12 protein-coding genes are annotated in these 18,264 nt (G+C 44.0%); 3 read left to right on the top strand and 9 right to left on the bottom strand.

The window, feature by feature from the left end; genetic code table 11:
• Positions 1-12 precede the first annotated feature (12 nt).
• Complete coding sequence (locus AB4Z08_RS05340) at positions 13-1,644, top strand: RagB/SusD family nutrient uptake outer membrane protein (protein ID WP_441572694.1); 1,632 nt, start codon at positions 13-15, stop codon at positions 1,642-1,644.
• A gap of 105 nt (positions 1,645-1,749) precedes the next feature.
• Here AB4Z08_RS05340 and AB4Z08_RS05345 read toward each other — a convergent pair whose 3' ends face one another.
• From AB4Z08_RS05345 to AB4Z08_RS05360, 4 genes are all read right to left on the bottom strand, one after another.
• Positions 1,750-4,212, bottom strand: coding sequence for an outer membrane protein assembly factor BamB family protein (locus tag AB4Z08_RS05345; protein ID WP_441572695.1), 2,463 nt, complete (start codon positions 4,210-4,212; stop codon positions 1,750-1,752).
• A gap of 83 nt (positions 4,213-4,295) precedes the next feature.
• Positions 4,296-6,074, bottom strand: coding sequence for a RagB/SusD family nutrient uptake outer membrane protein (locus AB4Z08_RS05350; protein ID WP_441572696.1), 1,779 nt, complete (start codon positions 6,072-6,074; stop codon positions 4,296-4,298).
• Between the two features lie 20 nt (positions 6,075-6,094).
• Positions 6,095-9,526 carry a SusC/RagA family TonB-linked outer membrane protein gene (locus AB4Z08_RS05355; protein WP_441572697.1) on the bottom strand — a complete coding sequence of 1,144 codons (3,432 nt, stop codon included), beginning with the start codon at positions 9,524-9,526 and terminating at the stop codon, positions 6,095-6,097.
• A gap of 230 nt (positions 9,527-9,756) precedes the next feature.
• Positions 9,757-10,833 carry a FecR family protein gene (locus tag AB4Z08_RS05360; protein ID WP_441572698.1) on the bottom strand — a complete coding sequence of 359 codons (1,077 nt, stop codon included), beginning with the start codon at positions 10,831-10,833 and terminating at the stop codon, positions 9,757-9,759.
• Positions 10,834-11,040: 207 nt separating this feature from the next.
• Between AB4Z08_RS05360 and AB4Z08_RS05365 the strand changes: the two genes are divergently transcribed.
• Positions 11,041-11,643 carry an RNA polymerase sigma-70 factor gene (locus tag AB4Z08_RS05365; protein WP_441572699.1) on the top strand — a complete coding sequence of 201 codons (603 nt, stop codon included), beginning with the start codon at positions 11,041-11,043 and terminating at the stop codon, positions 11,641-11,643.
• Between the two features lie 6 nt (positions 11,644-11,649).
• Here AB4Z08_RS05365 and AB4Z08_RS05370 read toward each other — a convergent pair whose 3' ends face one another.
• The gene (locus AB4Z08_RS05370) at positions 11,650-12,927 is read right to left on the bottom strand and encodes a MutS-related protein (RefSeq protein WP_441572700.1); all 1,278 of its coding nucleotides are present in this window, start codon (positions 12,925-12,927) and stop codon (positions 11,650-11,652) included.
• A gap of 103 nt (positions 12,928-13,030) precedes the next feature.
• The gene (locus AB4Z08_RS05375) at positions 13,031-15,160 is read right to left on the bottom strand and encodes an alpha-ketoacid dehydrogenase subunit alpha/beta (protein WP_441572701.1); all 2,130 of its coding nucleotides are present in this window, start codon (positions 15,158-15,160) and stop codon (positions 13,031-13,033) included.
• A gap of 79 nt (positions 15,161-15,239) precedes the next feature.
• Between AB4Z08_RS05375 and AB4Z08_RS05380 the strand changes: the two genes are divergently transcribed.
• The gene (locus AB4Z08_RS05380) at positions 15,240-15,674 is read left to right on the top strand and encodes a MarR family winged helix-turn-helix transcriptional regulator (protein WP_441572702.1); all 435 of its coding nucleotides are present in this window, start codon (positions 15,240-15,242) and stop codon (positions 15,672-15,674) included.
• A 548-nt stretch (positions 15,675-16,222) separates the two neighbouring features.
• Here AB4Z08_RS05380 and AB4Z08_RS05385 read toward each other — a convergent pair.
• The 3 genes from AB4Z08_RS05385 to AB4Z08_RS05395 form a co-directional block, all read right to left on the bottom strand.
• Complete coding sequence (locus AB4Z08_RS05385) at positions 16,223-16,834, bottom strand: fumarylacetoacetate hydrolase family protein (RefSeq protein ID WP_331959262.1); 612 nt, start codon at positions 16,832-16,834, stop codon at positions 16,223-16,225.
• 58 nt (positions 16,835-16,892) lie between these two features.
• Complete coding sequence (gene pth, locus AB4Z08_RS05390) at positions 16,893-17,468, bottom strand: aminoacyl-tRNA hydrolase (RefSeq protein ID WP_441572703.1); 576 nt, start codon at positions 17,466-17,468, stop codon at positions 16,893-16,895.
• A gap of 195 nt (positions 17,469-17,663) precedes the next feature.
• Positions 17,664-18,254, bottom strand: coding sequence for a 50S ribosomal protein L25 (locus AB4Z08_RS05395; protein ID WP_331959269.1), 591 nt, complete (start codon positions 18,252-18,254; stop codon positions 17,664-17,666).
• Between the last annotated feature and the right edge of the window lie 10 nt (positions 18,255-18,264).

The raw sequence follows: 18,264 nt of genomic DNA on the forward strand, positions 1-18,264 counted from the left end.
AAATTGTAACGTATGAAAAAAAGTAAAGTATATATCAGCGCAGCCCTGCTGGCACTCGGTATGAGCGCCTGCACCAAGCTCGAAGAAAAACCATACAGCGAAATTATTTCAGACCAGTTTTATAATAACAAGCAGGAAGTAATGTCCGCTATCCTGCGTCCTTACACCCATGCGGGTGCATGGGCTGCACCTACCGGCCAAACCGGCTACTGGCGCTTACAGGAACTCTCTGCCGACCAGCTGGCATGGCCTCAGAAAGGCCGGCATGGCTATGACGGCGGTAACTGGATCCGCCTGCATGACCATACCTGGATTGCCAATGAAGACAATGCCTGGAATCCATGGAGACTAATGTTCTGGGGTATGGGCTTCTGCAACAATACCATTAAAGATCTGACGCCACTGGATTTTACCAAAATCGGTATGACAGAAGCTGATAAAACCACCCTGCTGGCAGAAACAAAAGTAGTGCGCGCCTGGCATTACCTGAAACTGATGGACCTGTATGGAAATATTCCCGTCGAAACAGTAGTAAACAATTCAGCTTCGCCGGCTACTAAGTCCCGCAAAGAAGTATTTGCATTCGTGGAAAAAGAAATCAAGGACAACATGGATCAGCTGCAACCACTGTCTGCTGCCATGGTCGGCCGTACTACCAAAGCTGCTGCTTACTCGATGCTGGTAGAACTGTATCTCAATGCCCAGGAATGGACCGGTACTCCACGCTGGGATGATTGTATCACCTACTGTAATAAAATCATAGCCGGTGAAGGTGGCTCTCTGAATGGTACTGTCCCCGCATTGGAACCAGATATTTTCCGTGCTTTCGCCAACACCAACAGCACCTCTGCGGAAGACCTGTTCCAGCTCACCTATGACCTGAGAGCCGGTAACTCCCGCTTCGGATGGCAGGGCGATTTCTGGCACTACCGTCAACGTCAGATCTACAACGCTGATGTAGACGGCAACAACGGTATTGTAGTCATTCCATCTGCATACGATGCTTTCAAGGACAATGATCTCCGCAAACAAAACTGGATGCTCATCGGACAACAGAAAAAAGATCCGGCCCTGCGTACCGGCATTGGTGACAGCCTTGTTTTAGGTACAGAGGAATACGCCGACAAACCACTCATTTTTGTAAAAGAGATACGTAGAAACTCTACCGGTGAAACCGGTGCTGGTGGCATGACCCAGGGAGAAGAAAACAGCGGCGCACGTTTCGCCAAATACCTGCCGGGCAAACAAACCGATGCCAATTACTGGGGCAACGACTTCGTATTATACCGCCTCACAGAAATATATTTCAACAAGGCGGAAGCCCTCATGCGCAAAGGAGGCGGTATCGCCACCCAGGAAGCAGTAGACCTGATCAACACCTGCAAAAAACGCGCTTTTAAGGCTGAAGACTGGTCTAAGGAAGCTTATACAACTACAAGTCTCACCATGGACGAATTACTGGCTGAAAGAGGCCGCGAATTTATATTTGAGGGCAAGCGCCGCTCGGATATGATCCGCTTCGGTAAGTTCACCACCGCTTCCTGGTGGGATCACCAGCCTTCATCAGACAAGTACAAGCTGTTCCCTATTCCATTCAAACAAACCAGCATCAATCCTAACCTGGTACAAAATCCGGGTTACTGATACATCTCATTGGACAGGTGTAGTAAACGATGCCTGTCTGAGTGCGGAAGACAAGAAAGGCCATCTCTTTTGTGGAGATGGCCTTTTCTTTTTAGCTGGTTATTACTACAGACTAAATGCATTCACATTTCCTGAGAAATCTGCTACATACAACAAACCGTTGCATATCGCCATTTCAGCAAATACAGGAGCCCCTGTATGGAAACGTGATAATAGCTTACCCGTTTTCAGATCCGCCACATACACATATCCGTCAGAAGCACCAATATAAACGCGGCTACCAGCACAAAGCGGTGTAGACTCAATTGTTGCGGAAGAAGGCAGCGTATAGGGAGCGGTATAAAACAACGCTTCACCTGGCACAAAACGCCACATCAGTTGCTTCGTCTTTTTATCGTAAGCTGCCAGGCCATTAGTGGCGGTACAAATGAGTATCAACTGATTGGTTACCACCGGCGCCGTCATTGTCTTCAGCGCCTCTTCTACCGGGATACTATCAATCGTTTTACCATTCGCCGGATCAATAATATGTAGCTTATTCAGTCCATGTACATATAATTTGCCGTCATAAAACGCCGCAGTACCACTACGGAAACGGATGCCTTCATCGCTGCGTTTCCAGCGTAATTTACCCGTAGCCAGATCGTGGGCAAATAAATGGTTCCAGTTGGAAGAAGTAATCAGGCAATCGCCCTGTACCGCCATCGCCGCCGGCGTGCCTTCTCCCCCGCTCCAGTCATGATTGGTCCATTTCACCGCACCGGTGTACAGGTCCAGCGCCTGCATATACTTTCCGGCACCGGTATAATACACACCTGCTTTCACCACACCACCGGAATTGTAAGAAGGTAAACTTCTCATATCACCGGCATGTTGCCAGCGAAGTTTACCAGTGGCAGCTTCCAGCGCATAAGTAATACCTTCTGCATCGGTAGCAACTAACAAATGATCGCTGTAACTGATGCTGTGTTTGATAGAATTTTTAGTAGGAAACTGCCATACTACTTTACCAGTCCTGGCATCCATGGCTGTAATACCGCAGTGCTTATTTCCTTCATCATCGATATTACCCACAAATACTTTTCCTTCCGCGCATACCGGAGATGACTTCCACACATTTCCACCTGTATTGGCAGACCACACCAGGTGCAATTCATTACCGTCAGGTGCATTGTTGACTACACCTGTTCGCTGTTCATTCTGTAACACTTCCGGCCATACCTGCCCGGTAAGGGCAGGTACTTTACTTTTTTCCAGGGAGAAGGTATCCCTTCTGAACAGAACATTGCCCGTACTCATAGTTGCTTCTACCGTAGAAGTATATACGTTATTTAACCAGGCAGCAGGAATCTCCGTGATAGTAGCCCAGTTCCAGTCGGTACGGGGTTGCAGCGGTAACTGTTTCAATAATTGTCCCTTTTTGTTGTACAAACTGAAAAGCACCTGCCGTACATTGGCAGAAGTGTGATAGGTATTCACACTGATCAACATCTTATTGCCTTCAAAAGCTACACCAGTGGCAGCAGGCGACACCTGTGTAATTTGATTGCTCACATAGGTATAACGTCTTTGAACTGCGGAGATACCAGCTTTATCTACATTGATCACATCAAAATTGCTCGCAGAGTTATCTATTCCGCCGTCTGCCGCCGGGGCAGAACAAAGGGAGCGGATGCCGGTATTACCATGCGTCCGTGCAAAGTTAATATGCCAGTGTCCATAAATCCACGCTTTCAGGTGATGATCATTCAGGTTAATACTATCCTTGCCGGCGCGGATCGCAAACAGCGTATCATAAGTAAGCAGGTCATGGTTAAAGATGATTACCGGTTTAGCCGGATCAGTATGTGCCAGGTCATTTTTGATCCACTGTAATACATCATCCACGGTATAGGACGGTGTATAATCGCCATACCACATTGGCGTTACGATAAAATGCGCAGGCCCTGCCTCGAAAGAATAAAACACGGGTCCAAACAACGACTCATACAGCGCTTCGCCGTAAGGACCTTTTACCAGGTCATGATTACCGATGCAATAATACACGGGTAATCCCATCGTAGCAGTATTCACCTGTTTTGCATGAAACTTCAATCCTTCTTCATAACAGATATCACCGGTATGCACAATAAAATCAGCATTTTCATTCTTTGCATAATCTTTTGCTTCGGTGATCCAGTTATTATATACCGCAGTTTCTGTATCTGTTAACCGCACAAACTTAGCCATGCTTTGCTGCGACTGCCTCACCGGCGTCAGTGCAAAATCATAAGCAGTTTTGCTGCTGTCTGTTTTAATATAAAATGATTTGGCAAAACGATAACCCGCCGGAGTGGTAATATATACAAACCTTGCTTTCTGATGTGTTGGTAAATAAAATTTCCCGGCGGCATCGGTCACGGCTACCTGTAAACCATTGGATACCCGTACGCCGGCAAGACCAGTCTCGCCTGCATCACAGGATTCATTCCCATTCTTGTCTATAAATACTTTACCGGAAAAGCCCTGGGCCATCACCGCCTGCGTAAAGAGCAGCATCATCGCAGTGCCTAATATATTTTTATACATACCTGTTGTTTTTTCAAAACTCAGCATAGATGTAAATAGCAAAGGGAAGGCCATGGCCCTCCCTTTGCTATTTACACATTTTATTACCAGCCAAAAATCTGTTTCAATCTGCCGTTCAATACCGTTTGATCCAACGGAATAGGACGATAGTAGAACTTAGGCTCTATGAATGTGCGACCATTACGATCAGCTGCAAACATAATATGCCCACTGTTGCCATTCTCCAGGTAAAAATTCTCATTCAGATAATAACGACCCATATTTTTCTTAATACTCCAGGGGATGTTATCAATGGAAGATGAATCCGCCAGAGTCGGAAGAATAGCTATATCCGGTACATTATCACCGGTCATATCTATTGCACCCACTGCAGGAACATACATTCCTTTAGGAGCTTCCTTCAGCAGGTTGCCCGCTTTCCATCTGTTCACATCATTAGCGCGTAATCCTTCACAAGCCAGTTCTACTCTTCTTTCCCTTCTAACTTCCAGGATCACACCCTTGCTGGCGCCACTTACATTAGCATAGGCTGTTGCCAATACCGGATCAATATTGGTATTAGCTGCTGCCATATTCATATCAGGCATCTGCACACGACTGCGTAATTTGTTAATGGTAGCATCAATATCCGCTTGCGTAATAGTACCCAGCTCAGCTTTTGCCTCTGCATAGTTCAACAGCACTTCACCAAAACGATAGATCGGCAAAGCAGTATAGTTCAGGTTCCAGCCTTTACGTAATGCCGGGTCACGTGGGTAAAATTTCAGCTGATCATAACCGCCTAAGTTAGGTTTGGCAACGTATAAAATATTATCCATGGTAGTAGAAAATCCAGGATAAGCAACGGTTTCAGCTAAACGTGGGTCACGATTACTGAAGCTACCAAGGAAACCAATTTTATCATATCCGGCAATAGCTGTAAACGGAGTACCATCTTTCATGAGGTAGGTATTCACCAGACTCTGACTCAGCGACCATACCCATCCTAATACCGTATGTGAGTTATTACCAATACCCAGGGCAGCCTGGTAATCGCGCCACTGAATAATTTCAGGGTTATTATCCAGTGCGGTGCTCACAAATAATGCACGATAAGACGCCGCACCATTGCCACCGGTATATACACTGAACTTTTTGCTATCCATTACCTGCTGAGCCGCCCATGCTGCCTTTTCCAGGAATTTATTAGCACTGCTTTGCAGATTTAATTCGTCATGGTATTTACGGAAAGTGCCTTCAAAAAGGCAGAAACGGGACATCAATACCAGTGCTGCATATTTATTTACACGGGTACCGTTACCATCCTTTTCTTTCAGATGATCTACCGCGTATTGCAGATCATCCAACACAGAATCAGCTACCACGGCACGTGGATCACGTGCTTTATACATAGAACTGTCTACATCAGACAATGCATGACCATAATAAGGAACATCAGAGTAGGCGGCAATCTTCGCAAAATAAAATTTCGCACGGAAATAACGGGCTACACCTACATAGTGAGCAATCTCTGCTGCATCTCCCTGTGTTTTATAAACATTGTCCAGCATAAAGTTTACACGGCGCAACTGATCCCAGTCTTCCCAACCACCAATAGTGGAAGGAGTAATACCGTTATGTACCAGTTTATCCATTTCACTGCCGGTATAGCTGGAGATGTTATCCGAATTGGCATCATCAAAAGGAGAGGATAACTGATTATCATAAAACCCATTTACATAGGTATTGAGATCAGTGGGTGTATTAAAGAATGCATCCGGAGAAATTTCCGTTTGCGGATTACGTTGCAGAAAGTCCTTACTACAGGAAGCTGCGGTAACTCCTAATATGGTGAGTGATAATAAAAGCCACTTATTTTTCATGTTGCACATTTTAGAATTCATTAAAAGTTCAGGTTCAGACCACATGAATAGGTTTTCTGATAAGGATACAAGGCTCCATCCAGGCCTTCCGGATCAATGTTGGCCTTCAGATGAGAAATCGTGAAAATGTTTTCTGCACTGAAGTAGAAACGAACACGATTCAGTTTGATCCGGTCTGTCAGATTCTTTGGTAGCGTATAGCCCAGCGTTACGTTCTTTAAGCGGGTATAGGCAGCATTCTGCAGGTATCTGGTTTGCGGTGCACCCAGCTCCGACGCATCTTCCGCGATATATGATTTCAAACGGGGAAAGTAGCCATTCGGTGTTTCCGGTGTCCAGCGATCCAGGTTATGGATTTGTACGTTGGTCCATGGTTGTGCATATACACCCCAGAAGTAGTGATTGCTCGGGCCAGGATACCAGTCTCTTTTACCAATGCCCTGTATCAGTGCACGGATATCAAAACCTTTATAAGATGCAGTCAGATCCACGCTGTAAGGGAAACGGGGAGCGGTATTACCAATGATCCTTCTGTCACCGGGATTGGAAATCGTGTTATCACCATAATTGATTTTACCATCATGATTGAGATCTCTGAACTTCAGATCACCTACGTAAAAGAGATAGTTCTGATCATCGGACCCCACTGCTGTCTGATCAGCATGATTTTTCAACTCTGTTTCATTCTGGAAAAATCCTTCTGTTTCCAGCCCCCAGATATCACCCAATTCCTGACCATTATAATAGTTCCTGTTATCTATACCTGCATCATAGTTTTTCAATGATCCACTCGGATTCGCAAAGCGTGTAATGAAGGAACGGCTGTCTGCCAGCAATAATTTCACACCATAACTAAAAGGATCCTTACCAATGTTGAACTGATCTCTCCAGGACAAAGTCATTTCCCAGCCACGTGTTTTCAGGTCAGCAGAGTTGGTTTTAGGCGCTGTTGCACCATACACATTCGGCAATTCCTGGCTTTTGGCAAACATACCATTGGTATAACGCGTATAACGGTCATAGCTAAACGATAATCTTTCTTTCAGGAAACTTACATCAATACCACCGTTGACCGTTTTTACCTGCTGCCAGGTATAGGTAGCTGTTACAGGGGTTGGGTCATATACTGCCACCGGCAATTTACCATCCAGAATAGTGGAAATATTACCCGGATTCATCAATGACATGTAACCATATTCTCCCCATTGCTGATCACCTAAGGATCCATAAGAACCACGGAGTTTCAGGAAATCCATTCCAATCGTTTTCTTTATGCCGTCAAAGAATTTTTCTTTAGACAGCACCCATGCAGCTGAAGCGGAAGGGAAAAAGCCCCAGCGGTTATCTGCGCGGAAACGGGAAGAACCATCATTACGGGCATTCAGCTCTACAATATATTTATCATCAAAAGTATAATTCAAACGATAATAGATACCTCTTACTGCCCAATCCTTAATATGTTGCTCCTGCTTAACCAAACCAGTTGTCAGCTGTGAAGTAGGTAAACTCGGACTGATTAACCCATTAGCTGTTAAGAAGAAATTATTATAGTAGTGATATTCCTGGTTGAAACCCACCAGGGCGCCCACTGCATGCTTCCTGTTGAATGTTTTATGAAAATCAGTGTATACGTTAAATACATTGTACTTCACCGAATTACTGCTATTGGAAGCGGAAGACAGGTTACCACCAGTATAATTTAATGGCTGCCCCGGACCGGTACTATAGGGCACCGGGATGCTGAATCCTTTACCAACATCATTTCCACGTCTCCACGTTGCATCTGCTTTTAAAGTCCATACATCTTTAATCAATCCCAGTTCTGCATTCAATGTAGTCATAAACTCACTCCAGGTATCCGCTTTACGTCCACCACTCTGTAATACACCTAAGAGATTAGCACCATCCTGTGTCCAGGTGCCATCCGGATTATGCAATACAGACAAAGAAGGCGTACGGTTAACCGCATTGAAAAAAGAATTATTGGTACTACCACTATATATACTGGCGTCAGAGGTGCTGGTAGCAAAAGGCTGATCATAGGTAGTATTGGTGTACATCGTATTTGTACCCAACTTAAAGCGGTCATTAAAGGTATAGGTAGCCTTGGCACGCAGGTTATAACGCTCGTATTTATCCGGGTTGCTCTTTAACATACCCTCCTGTGAATAATATTCACCTGATAAATAATAATTCAGTTTTTCATCACCACGGGATACACTGAAATTAGCGGTGTAGGCGGGTGCAGATTTACTGTACACTTCATGCAACCAATCCGTTTCTCCGTAGTAACTATATGATTTAGGATCGTTTGGATTCACAATTACTCTTGGTAAAGAAGGATCCTTGAGGAGTTGTGCAGCATAATCTCTGTCCGGCTGTGGATAAAGATTATATAACGGAGTAGCGGCATCGTGCTTGTATTGCATCACCGTTAACGGATCTGTGATAATTTTAGGTACCCTGCCCAAAGTACGCACCGCATAGTTGGTGTTAGCAGTTACTGCAATGCGGCCGTCTTTTCCGGATTTGGTGGTAATCAATATTACCCCAAAAGCAGCACGGGCACCGTAGATAGCAGCAGAAGCCGCATCTTTCAGTACGGTTACACTTTGTATATCCGCCGGATTAATCCTGGATACTTCATCACTGGTAAATGGAATATTGTCTACCAGGATAAAAGGATCACCACCATTGATAGAGGTCACGCCACGCAGGTTGAACTTTGCTGCGGAAGAAGACCGGCCATCACTATTGGTAATATTCAGGTTAGGAATCAATCCCTGTAAACCAGTACCCACGTTGGTGATAGGGCGGCTTTCCAACTCTTTACCGGAAATAGCATCTACTGCACCACTGAGGTTTACTCTTTTTTGCTTACCATAACCCACCACCACTACTTCATTCAAACCACTGGAATTGGCTTTCATCACTATATTATAGTGTTGATCCGCCTTGGCGGTCATCTGCAAGCTTTCATATCCCACATAGGAAAATTCCAACAGGGCATTTTCAGGAGCATCCAGCGCAAAACGGCCGTTTTCATCAGTATGCGCCCCATGGGTAGTGCCTTTTACCAACACCGTTACCCCAACAAGTGGATTACCCGCTTCATCGGTCACTTTACCTTTTATGTTAATATTCAGCACTTTATCTCCTGCCTCCACAATCACCACCAGGTTATCTTTCATCACCTTATAATCCAGTGAAGTGCCTGCCAGTGCATTATCCAGGATAGCCCGCACCGGAGCATCCTTCATGCTGATGGATATCTTCTTATCAGGAATGATAGCGTTTTTATACAGGAATGTATAATCGCTTTGTTTCCCGATTAAAGTCAGGAGTTTCGCAATGTTGATGTTTTTGTAATCAACAGTGATCTTTTCCTGTGAAAATCCATGTGCGCTCAATTGCAGAAAACCTGCACAAAGCAATACAGAAGTTAGTTTCATACTTAGTAACAATTTCCTCATACGCCGGCGCGGAATATGAGAAGGCCACCAATGACTTTTTTTCATAAATTTGTTTCGTTAGGTTAAATAATTAGGCCATTACCAGATTGTGTGGATCGGTTTAGTTGTTTTAGCCAGCAATTTTGAAAGGGGAATGTTCGAGCATTTCCCTTTTTTTATTTGCTGACTGCCGTAAAAAAAGTAATATGATTTATATGTCTAAAAGATGTTTACCATATGTCAATAACATTTTCCTTGTTGTTCACTTCATAATGAAATCCGGATGTTAATTGCAACGCCTGCAATATCCCATCTATGCGCTGTTTGCGGAAGGCGCCACTAAATACTTCGTGCTTGTAACGGTCGTTTTTAAACCGTACCGTCACATTGTACCAGCGCTCCAGGTCGTGTGATAGTTGTTCAAACGTTATTTTATCAAACTCAAAACGGTCATTCATCCAGGCGGTCGTCTGACTGGCAGCGGAATCCCCCTCCTGGCTTAACTTTACAGGTGTAATGGTATAATTACTATTGTTGGCATTCACTGCTTTCACGGGTAAAGCAGTCATATTTTTTTTATCAATGATTAGTTTTTGTTCTGGTTGCAGCACTACTACTTTATGTGCGCCGGCAGCTGCTCCTTCAGTAAAGCTTACCTCTACTTTGCCACTCAGCAAAGTGGCTTCTACGGTCGCATCTTCTGCATAGGCTTTTACGTTAAACACGGTGCCCAGCACTCTTATATTGGCGTGCTCTGTTTGAATAATAAAAGGATGCTGCGGATCATGCTTTACATCAAAGTAAGCTTCTCCTACCAGCGTTACCTCCCGGTCGCCATTCAGGAACCTATTCACATCATAGCGTAAATGGCTGCAGGCATTCAGCACCACGCTGGTACCATCGGGCAGTACCACAGCAGTTTTAGAACCATTCCTGGTGACTACTTCGTTGCGGAAATTATGCTTCCCCGGTAATTGCCATACACTGTATGCAGTCACCAATACGGCTACGCACGCAGCCACTCCCAGTACCGCTTTCCACGGAAACATCCGTTTTATCTTTCCAGATGCCGGCGTCTCCATCAGCCTGCTTATATTAGATAACCCCTCCTGTAATAACTGCTGTTCTTCTGTAGCAGAAAATCCATTATTTTCTTTCAGAATAGTAATATCTTCTACTATTGTATAAGCATAATGAAGCCCGGGGAATTGCAGCAGCAATTCATCCAGTTCTGTCAGCTCTTCCGGAGAAGCCTCTCCGGCAAGCTTTCTGGCCAGCAATATATTGATCCGGTGATCCTCTGTCATCTATTTTGTACGTATTACACATGAAGGACGAAAAGAAAGAGAAAAACCCCCAAAAAGATTTTAAAAATAATTTCCTGTTGATATTGGAACAGCCACAACCAGCAAGAGGGAGAAAATACAGCAATTTTCAGGCAAAATAATATCGATGGAGAAAAGTTTACGGGATAATTAATTTTGTTAACTTTAGCGTAATCTACGTTATATAATTTGCAACCATTATCAGCGGACAAAGGAATGGACGAGAGTACAATAAGTGAACTTTTCAACAACATCACAGGGAACAATGATCAGACTGCCTTTCGGGCTTTCTACAATCATTTCTTTGTGACGCTGCTCCGTTTTTCCTATACGCTCACACATTCCAAAGAAGTAGCAGAAGAAATTACCAACGATGTTTTTATGCATTGCTGGCAAAAAAGAGCTGCTCTTTCTCACATAAAAAATCCGCAGGTCTATCTTTTTGTCATCGCCAAAAACAAGGCTATCGACCATCTCCGTAAACAAGCGGCATCCAGGCAGGTATTTTTTGAGGAAGATGAAAAAATGGAAATTGCATTTGACAGCAATCCCGAACAACTCATGATTTCTGCAGAGATGATTCGTAAAATGGAATTTGCCGTGCAACAACTTCCACCAAAATGCAGAATGGTATTTACGCTGATCAAGCAAAATGGTATGAAGTACAAAGAAGTCGCATCTGTGCTCAACCTCTCTGTTAAAACAGTGGAAAACCAATTGGCAATTGCCATGAAACGCTTAACAGCAACTGTAAACTTCACTTTAGGCACCACTCCGAAAGCTGTAAGATAACTTTCTTTATTTCGATTGCAATAACGCGGGTAATCCTTCTTTCTCAAAAATAATTCTTCCTATTTTTAAATCAGACCAGCCTGCACGCAACCGGTAAAGAAACTGGGGTACATGGTCTTTCAACATACAATCAATATACCACGCATTCGCTTCTTTCAACAAAGGTTGTAACTGGTACAGGTGTGTAGAGATCACAAAAAAACTGCCTTTAAAATGATGCAATCCATTGATCGTTTCTTGAGAAATATCGAGGGCATCATCTACATTGGTCCCCCTGAATAATTCATCAAATACGGCGAAACAACGCTTACCTGTATGCGCCTCCTGCACCACATTCTTCAGGTGCTGCACTTCCATCATAAAATGGCTATAACCGTGTTTCAGGTCATCCGAGAGATTAATGATCACGGTAATGGAATCGAAATACGGTAAGCGGCAAAGGCTGGCTGGCACACCCATACCGGCGTGCGCCAGGTAAACGCAAATGCCTATGGCCTTCAGCAGGGTTGATTTCCCCGACATATTAGGGCCTGTCAGCAGCATCACCGGACCATTGGTATCGAGGTCATTTTTGACAGGCTCACGTAATGCAGGATGATAAAAGTCTTGCATCTGAAATCCACTGTCAGTAAACTCAGGAAAAACGAATCCATGTTTTACGATACCTTTCGCCATCGACAACCATGCCTCATAGGCGTAAAAAGTTTCCCAATGCCCTTTGGCAGTCTTTTCGTCAATTTTACGATTCAGCAGGTCTAATAAAAATAACTGATCCTTTATACCAAATCGATCCTTACGGATACGATGAGCAATTTCCCTGGCGCGGAACATAGACAGGTATTGCTTTAATGAGGCCATGCGTTCCCCAAATACAAGCGGGAATACTTCCGGATCTATTGCTTCAAAATAGGCATGTAACTGCGCCATAAAAAGCGCCAGCTGCGCCAGTCGGCTTCTCATAGAATGCCGGTAACGACGACGCCACAACAATTGAACGGTGGCAATTATATGATTGCTGTCGTAATAATAATACTGGTCATTTATTCGTGTAAAGGAATGTAGTACTTCTTCAAAGTCGTGTGTCGAATAGGTGATTTCCGTATATGCGTAACCGTTATCAATAAACGATTTAATGAGGGCTTGTCTTTCATATACGCCTTCCTGCGTATCAGGTAGCTCAGATAATATGCCAGCCAGCTTTTTACGGGCATAGGTATTGCCGGTAAAATCAAACAGTGGTAGTAATTGCTTTTCTATTTCAAGGTCAGTAACATTGGCTTTCATCGCCAAAAGATAGAAAGAATATTGTGTTGCCTCATGCAGGCATCGCTTTTTAACAAAATATATGGGAGCTTGTAAATTTGCGCCCATATATTTTGCATAACTATTAATAGGCCAATAATTCTTTGATAGCCGCTTCCACTTTTGCAGGTGTTGGTAGCATGGCGGCTTCCAGACCGGTGTTTAAAGGTACTGCCGGTAAATCCATGGCCCCTATCGTAAATACAGGCGCATCCAGGAACCGGAAGCAGGCTTTTTGAATGCGGCCGGCAAGGGCCTGCGCGAAAGAGTTATTGAGTTGTTCTTCTGTCAGAATCAGGCATTTGCCATGTTGTTGTACCATGTCAAAAACAAGGGCTTCGTCCAGCGGAAACAATGTGCGCAGATCTACAATAGTAACATTGCCAGGATAGGCTTTGGCAGCAGCTTTGGCCCAATATACTCCCATACCGTATGTAATCACACACAAAGCATTTCCCTGTGCAACATCTTTAGGATGCGCGTGTAATACCACGTTACCTTTTCCCATTGGCAGCACGTAATCTGCTGCAGGTTCCACCATCATGGCATCGAGGGTACCGGGTACTTTACTCCAGTACAACCCTTTATGTTCCAGCATCACTACTGGGTTGGGATCCAGGAAAGCAGCCTTCATCAAACCTTTCATGTCGGCCGCATTGGAAGGGTACACCACCTTGATGCCTTTAATGCTCAGCAAAGTAGATTCCACGCTACCGGAATGGTAAGGCCCACCACCGCCATAAGCACCAATAGGCACGCGTATCAGCGTTTGTACCGGGTATTTGCCATTACTTAAATAACATGATTTGGATATTTCTGTCACCAGCTGGTTGAATCCGGGATAGATGTAGTCCGCGAACTGCACTTCTACTATAGGTTTTACGCCTACGGCAGAAAGCCCCGCAGTAGCTCCTATAATATACGCTTCCTGTATAGCGGTGTTGTATACACGATGAGCGCCAAATTTATCACCAAGTGTAGCGGCTTCTCTGAAAACGCCTCCCAGTCTGCGCCCTACATCCTGTCCGAAAAAAATAGCCTCCGGATGTTGCTGCATAATTTCTTCTACTGCATGCAAGGCCGCATCCACCATAACTACTTTGGTTTTACTATCGGGGGTACGGGTACCACTTTCTGCTGTAACAGCAGTGGGAGCAAATACATGCTCCTGCACCGTTTCCGGTGAAGGCTCAGGTGCAGCCACCGCTTTATCAAAAGCTGCCTGTATATCGGCAGCGGCAGTTTCTGCTATCTGATCCAGTACATCTGTGCTTATACCATGTTTCTCCAGCAATGCCCTCAGCTTAGGCTGCGGATCATTAGCAGCATGCTTTTCCAGGTCCTCCGCCGTACGATACCACTCCTTCCGCACACCGGAAGTATGATGTCCCAATAGCGGCACATTTGCCTGCACCAATATAGGCCGGCGTTCCTGGCGAACATAATGGATCGCTGTTTCCATAGCAGCGTAGCTGGCCGTGAAATCACTGCCATCCACCCGCATACGTTCCAGTCCTTTGAAACCTGCAGCATACTCATAAGCATCCATGGTGCGTACTTCTGCGGCGGTGGCGGAAATCCCCCAGTCGTTGTCCTGTACCAAGTAAATAACCGGCAGCTGTTTCAATACCGCAAACTGAAAGGCTTCACTAACTTCTCCTTCTGTTACACTACCATCGCCGAGAGAACATAATACAACGGGCATTTCTCTATCCGGCCCCATTTTCAGCAAGTCAGAATGTATCTGTTCCAGGTATTGTATTCCTTGTGCCATCCCGGTAGTAGGAATCACCTGCATACCAGTAGCGCTGCTCTGGTGGGGAATTTGTGGTTTGCCGGCTTCCCGGCTGTTAGGGTGACTGTAATAAGACCTCCCGGCGGAAAACGGGTCGTCTGCTTTTGCCAGCAACTGCAGCATTAACTCATATGGAGTAAAGCCCATGGCCAGCAGCATGCTTTCATCGCGGTAGTAGGGACTTACGAAATCCCATGGCCGCAATTGCAGACCAGTGGCTATTTGTATGGCTTCATGACCGCGGGAAGTGGAGTGAACATATTTGCAGATGGCCCTGTTAGCCTCATAGGTAGCGGCCATACTGCCAGCCTCACACATCAGGCGCCAGGCTGTTAATAATTCAGCCATTTCGCCGCTGTTGCCGTCCGGATTGGAGGCAGGCGTTTTTAAAGTTGAAACGCTTGTGCTATCTTTAAACACAATAAGACTGTTTTGGTGATGATGGTGGTTCAAAAACAATAGTTGCCATAGCAACAGTTGCTAATGCAAATTAAATAATATGCCTGATACTTTCGTCAGTAATCCCTCTTTTTTTAAGTTGGATGCTACGCTCAAAAAATTGCGCAACTATTGGCAAAAAATGTTCGATGCCCAACAGAAGGACATTACCGTGGATCAATGGCTGCTGATAGAGAATTTATATAAACATAAAAAAACTACCCACAACGAGCTGGCCCGTAATACCTCCAAGGATATTACCACCATTTCGCGCATTATTGAACTGCTGGTCAAAAAAGGATTGGTAAAAAGAGAGGCAGATGTAATCGACCGGCGCAAAGTATATTTACAACTAACCCCGGCGGGTGTGGAAAAGTATAAAGACGTTAAATCGCTGGTATATGATATGCGGAAGATTGGCTGGAAAACGCTGACCGAAACAGATTATGTGGAGCTGACAAGGATTTTGGATACCATTTATGCGAATATCCCTTAACCATGCCTATTTTCTTCTATTTTTTCCGTTTTTAGTGCATTTTCATATTTTAAGCCCTTTTTGAGTGTAGAAAATCAGGAAATGGTAAAAACATACTTATTTGAGGGTTTTCAGCTCTAAGTGCTATAATCGAATACTATTTATCTATTTGATAATGAGTATATTCTAAAATATACTTCACAAAAAACTTTATCACCTTTATTTTCTATAAAAAGCATCATCGCACTTGATGTGAAGCATGTGGCTTGGTGGATGATCAGGGTAATAAAGGCGGGAATAGGGGCTATAGTCATTAAAGAGGAGGAGCCATTATCAGAATACGCTGGTAATACAGACAAATATGGCAGGCATCATCCCCAGCCTTTATAGGAAACAACATCAATTTTGATCATTTTTTCCGTTTTCAGGTCACTTTTCCATTTATCAGATAAAAAATTAGCGAAGACCAGCAGGATATATTTTGCCAGTCTTCGCTAATTTTTTTATCAAAAAAGATCAAATCGCGCAATCTTCCGCCGCTGCTTTATTGTGAAACAGACAAACAGCACTTATTTCACAGAAAACTCCAGGAGGCTGTCGTTTTCAATAAAAGCTTCGAAAGCATCTCCTATTTCAGTGGGTCCTACACCAGCGGGTGTACCAGTAAAGATCAGGTCACCGATATTCAGGGTAAAAAAGCGGGAAATATAGGCTACCAGGAAATCAAAGGAGAATAAGAGATCCTGGGTATTACCTGATTGTGCCAGTTCCTTATTTTTATAAAGAACGAAATTAATATCCTTCTTATCCATTTCCGGGGTAATTGGAATGAAGTTCCCCACTACTGCAGAGTTATCGAAAGCTTTGGCGATTTCCCAGGGCAATCCTTTGGCTTTTTGCTTGTCCTGCAGATCGCGGGCAGTAAAGTCTATACCAACGGAAATATGATCGTAATATTTATCTGCAAACTTTTCCTGTATATGCTTACCGTTCTTGCTCACTCTCAGCACCAGTTCACATTCGTAATGCAGGTTGCTGGTAAATTCAGGATAATAGAAGGGATGGCCATTCTGAAGGAGTGCATTCTTAGGTTTCATGAACAATACCGGTTCAGTAGGCACTTCATTCTTTAATTCTTTGGCATGGTCGGCATAGTTCCTGCCTACGCAAATAATTTTCATAATGCGTTTGTTTTTAAAGATAAAAAAAACAGATAGGTATCAGCTATACAAATTTACGTTACAACAGGAAAGTCAGTTTGTTACATTCATTCATAGTACGGGCAATACCAATGCTGGCAAAATTCTCGATAATTTCCGTGCTTTTATTAATCTTTTCCTGCACAACAGGTTCCTCTGTATTTTTCCATTTACTGAGTACAAACTCCACTTGTCTGCCTTTGGGATAATTGTTCCCCACACCAAAACGCAGGCGGGGATACTGGTTGGTGCCCAATGATTCCTGAATACTTTTCAGTCCATTGTGTCCGGCATCACTGCCTCCGGGACGGAGTCTGATTACATCCAGCGGAAGGGCCAGATCATCCAGGATCACGAGCAGGTTTTCAACCGGGATCTTTTCCTTATCCAGCCAGTATTTGATGGCTCTGCCACTGAGATTCATGTAGGTGGTAGGCTTTATAACGATAAATGTTTTGCCTTTCCATTTGCATTCAGCTACATCTGCGAGGCGATCGTTATTAAATGCTGCTTTATGTTTGGCAGCAAAAGCATCTGCCACATCAAACCCGATATTATGCCGGGTATGTTTGTATTCGTCTCCGATATTGCCTAATCCTGCAATTAAGTATTTCATTTCTCAGATCAATTACAACGTTAGAATTACGAATTACAAATTACGAATTACGGATTTATGAGGAGATAAATAGCGGATATCTTCCCGTTAACCATCTACCCACAAATCCGCAATTCGTAATTTGTAATTCGCAATTCTAAATTAAAAAGCCCCTCTAAAAGTAGAGAGGCTTTTTGAAAAAATATTCCTAAAAAATTATTTCTTTTTAGCGTCTTTTTCAGCAGTTGCTTCTTCCTGACGGAGCTGACGAGTCATTACTACAGAAGCGATAGGAATACGTGGAGAGTTGGTAACTTCAATACCTTCAATTTTCACGTCTTCTACGCGGATGTTCGCGTTCAGTTCCAGGTTATCGATGTTAACTTCGATATTTTCAACCAGGTGCTTAGGTAAAGCTTTTACTTTCAGCGCTTTCAGTTTGCTAACCAGTTTACCACCGGCTTTAACACCTACAGAAGAACCTACCAGTTTGATAGGAATAGTAACGGCTACTTGCTTGTCTTCTACCAGCTCCATGAAATCGATGTGAGCGAGAGAGTCAGTAACTACGTCAAACTGCATATCTTTCAATACGCATCTGTAAGTTTTAGCGCCCAGTTTAATTTCTGCAATCTGGAAGGCTGCAGTGTAAACCAGTGTTTTGAATGCTTTGGCAGGAGCTGAAAAATTAACAGTTTCTGCACCCCCGTAAATAACGCAAGGCACTTTTTCCTCAGAACGGATCTGGCGGGTGGCTTTTTTGCCGAATTCGCTCCTGAGTTGTCCTTCGATGGTTATTGTGTTCATTGTTTAGACA

The sequence above is a fragment of the Chitinophaga sp. RAB17 genome (genome assembly GCF_052114225.1).
Classification (GTDB): Bacteria; Bacteroidota; Bacteroidia; order Chitinophagales; family Chitinophagaceae; genus Chitinophaga.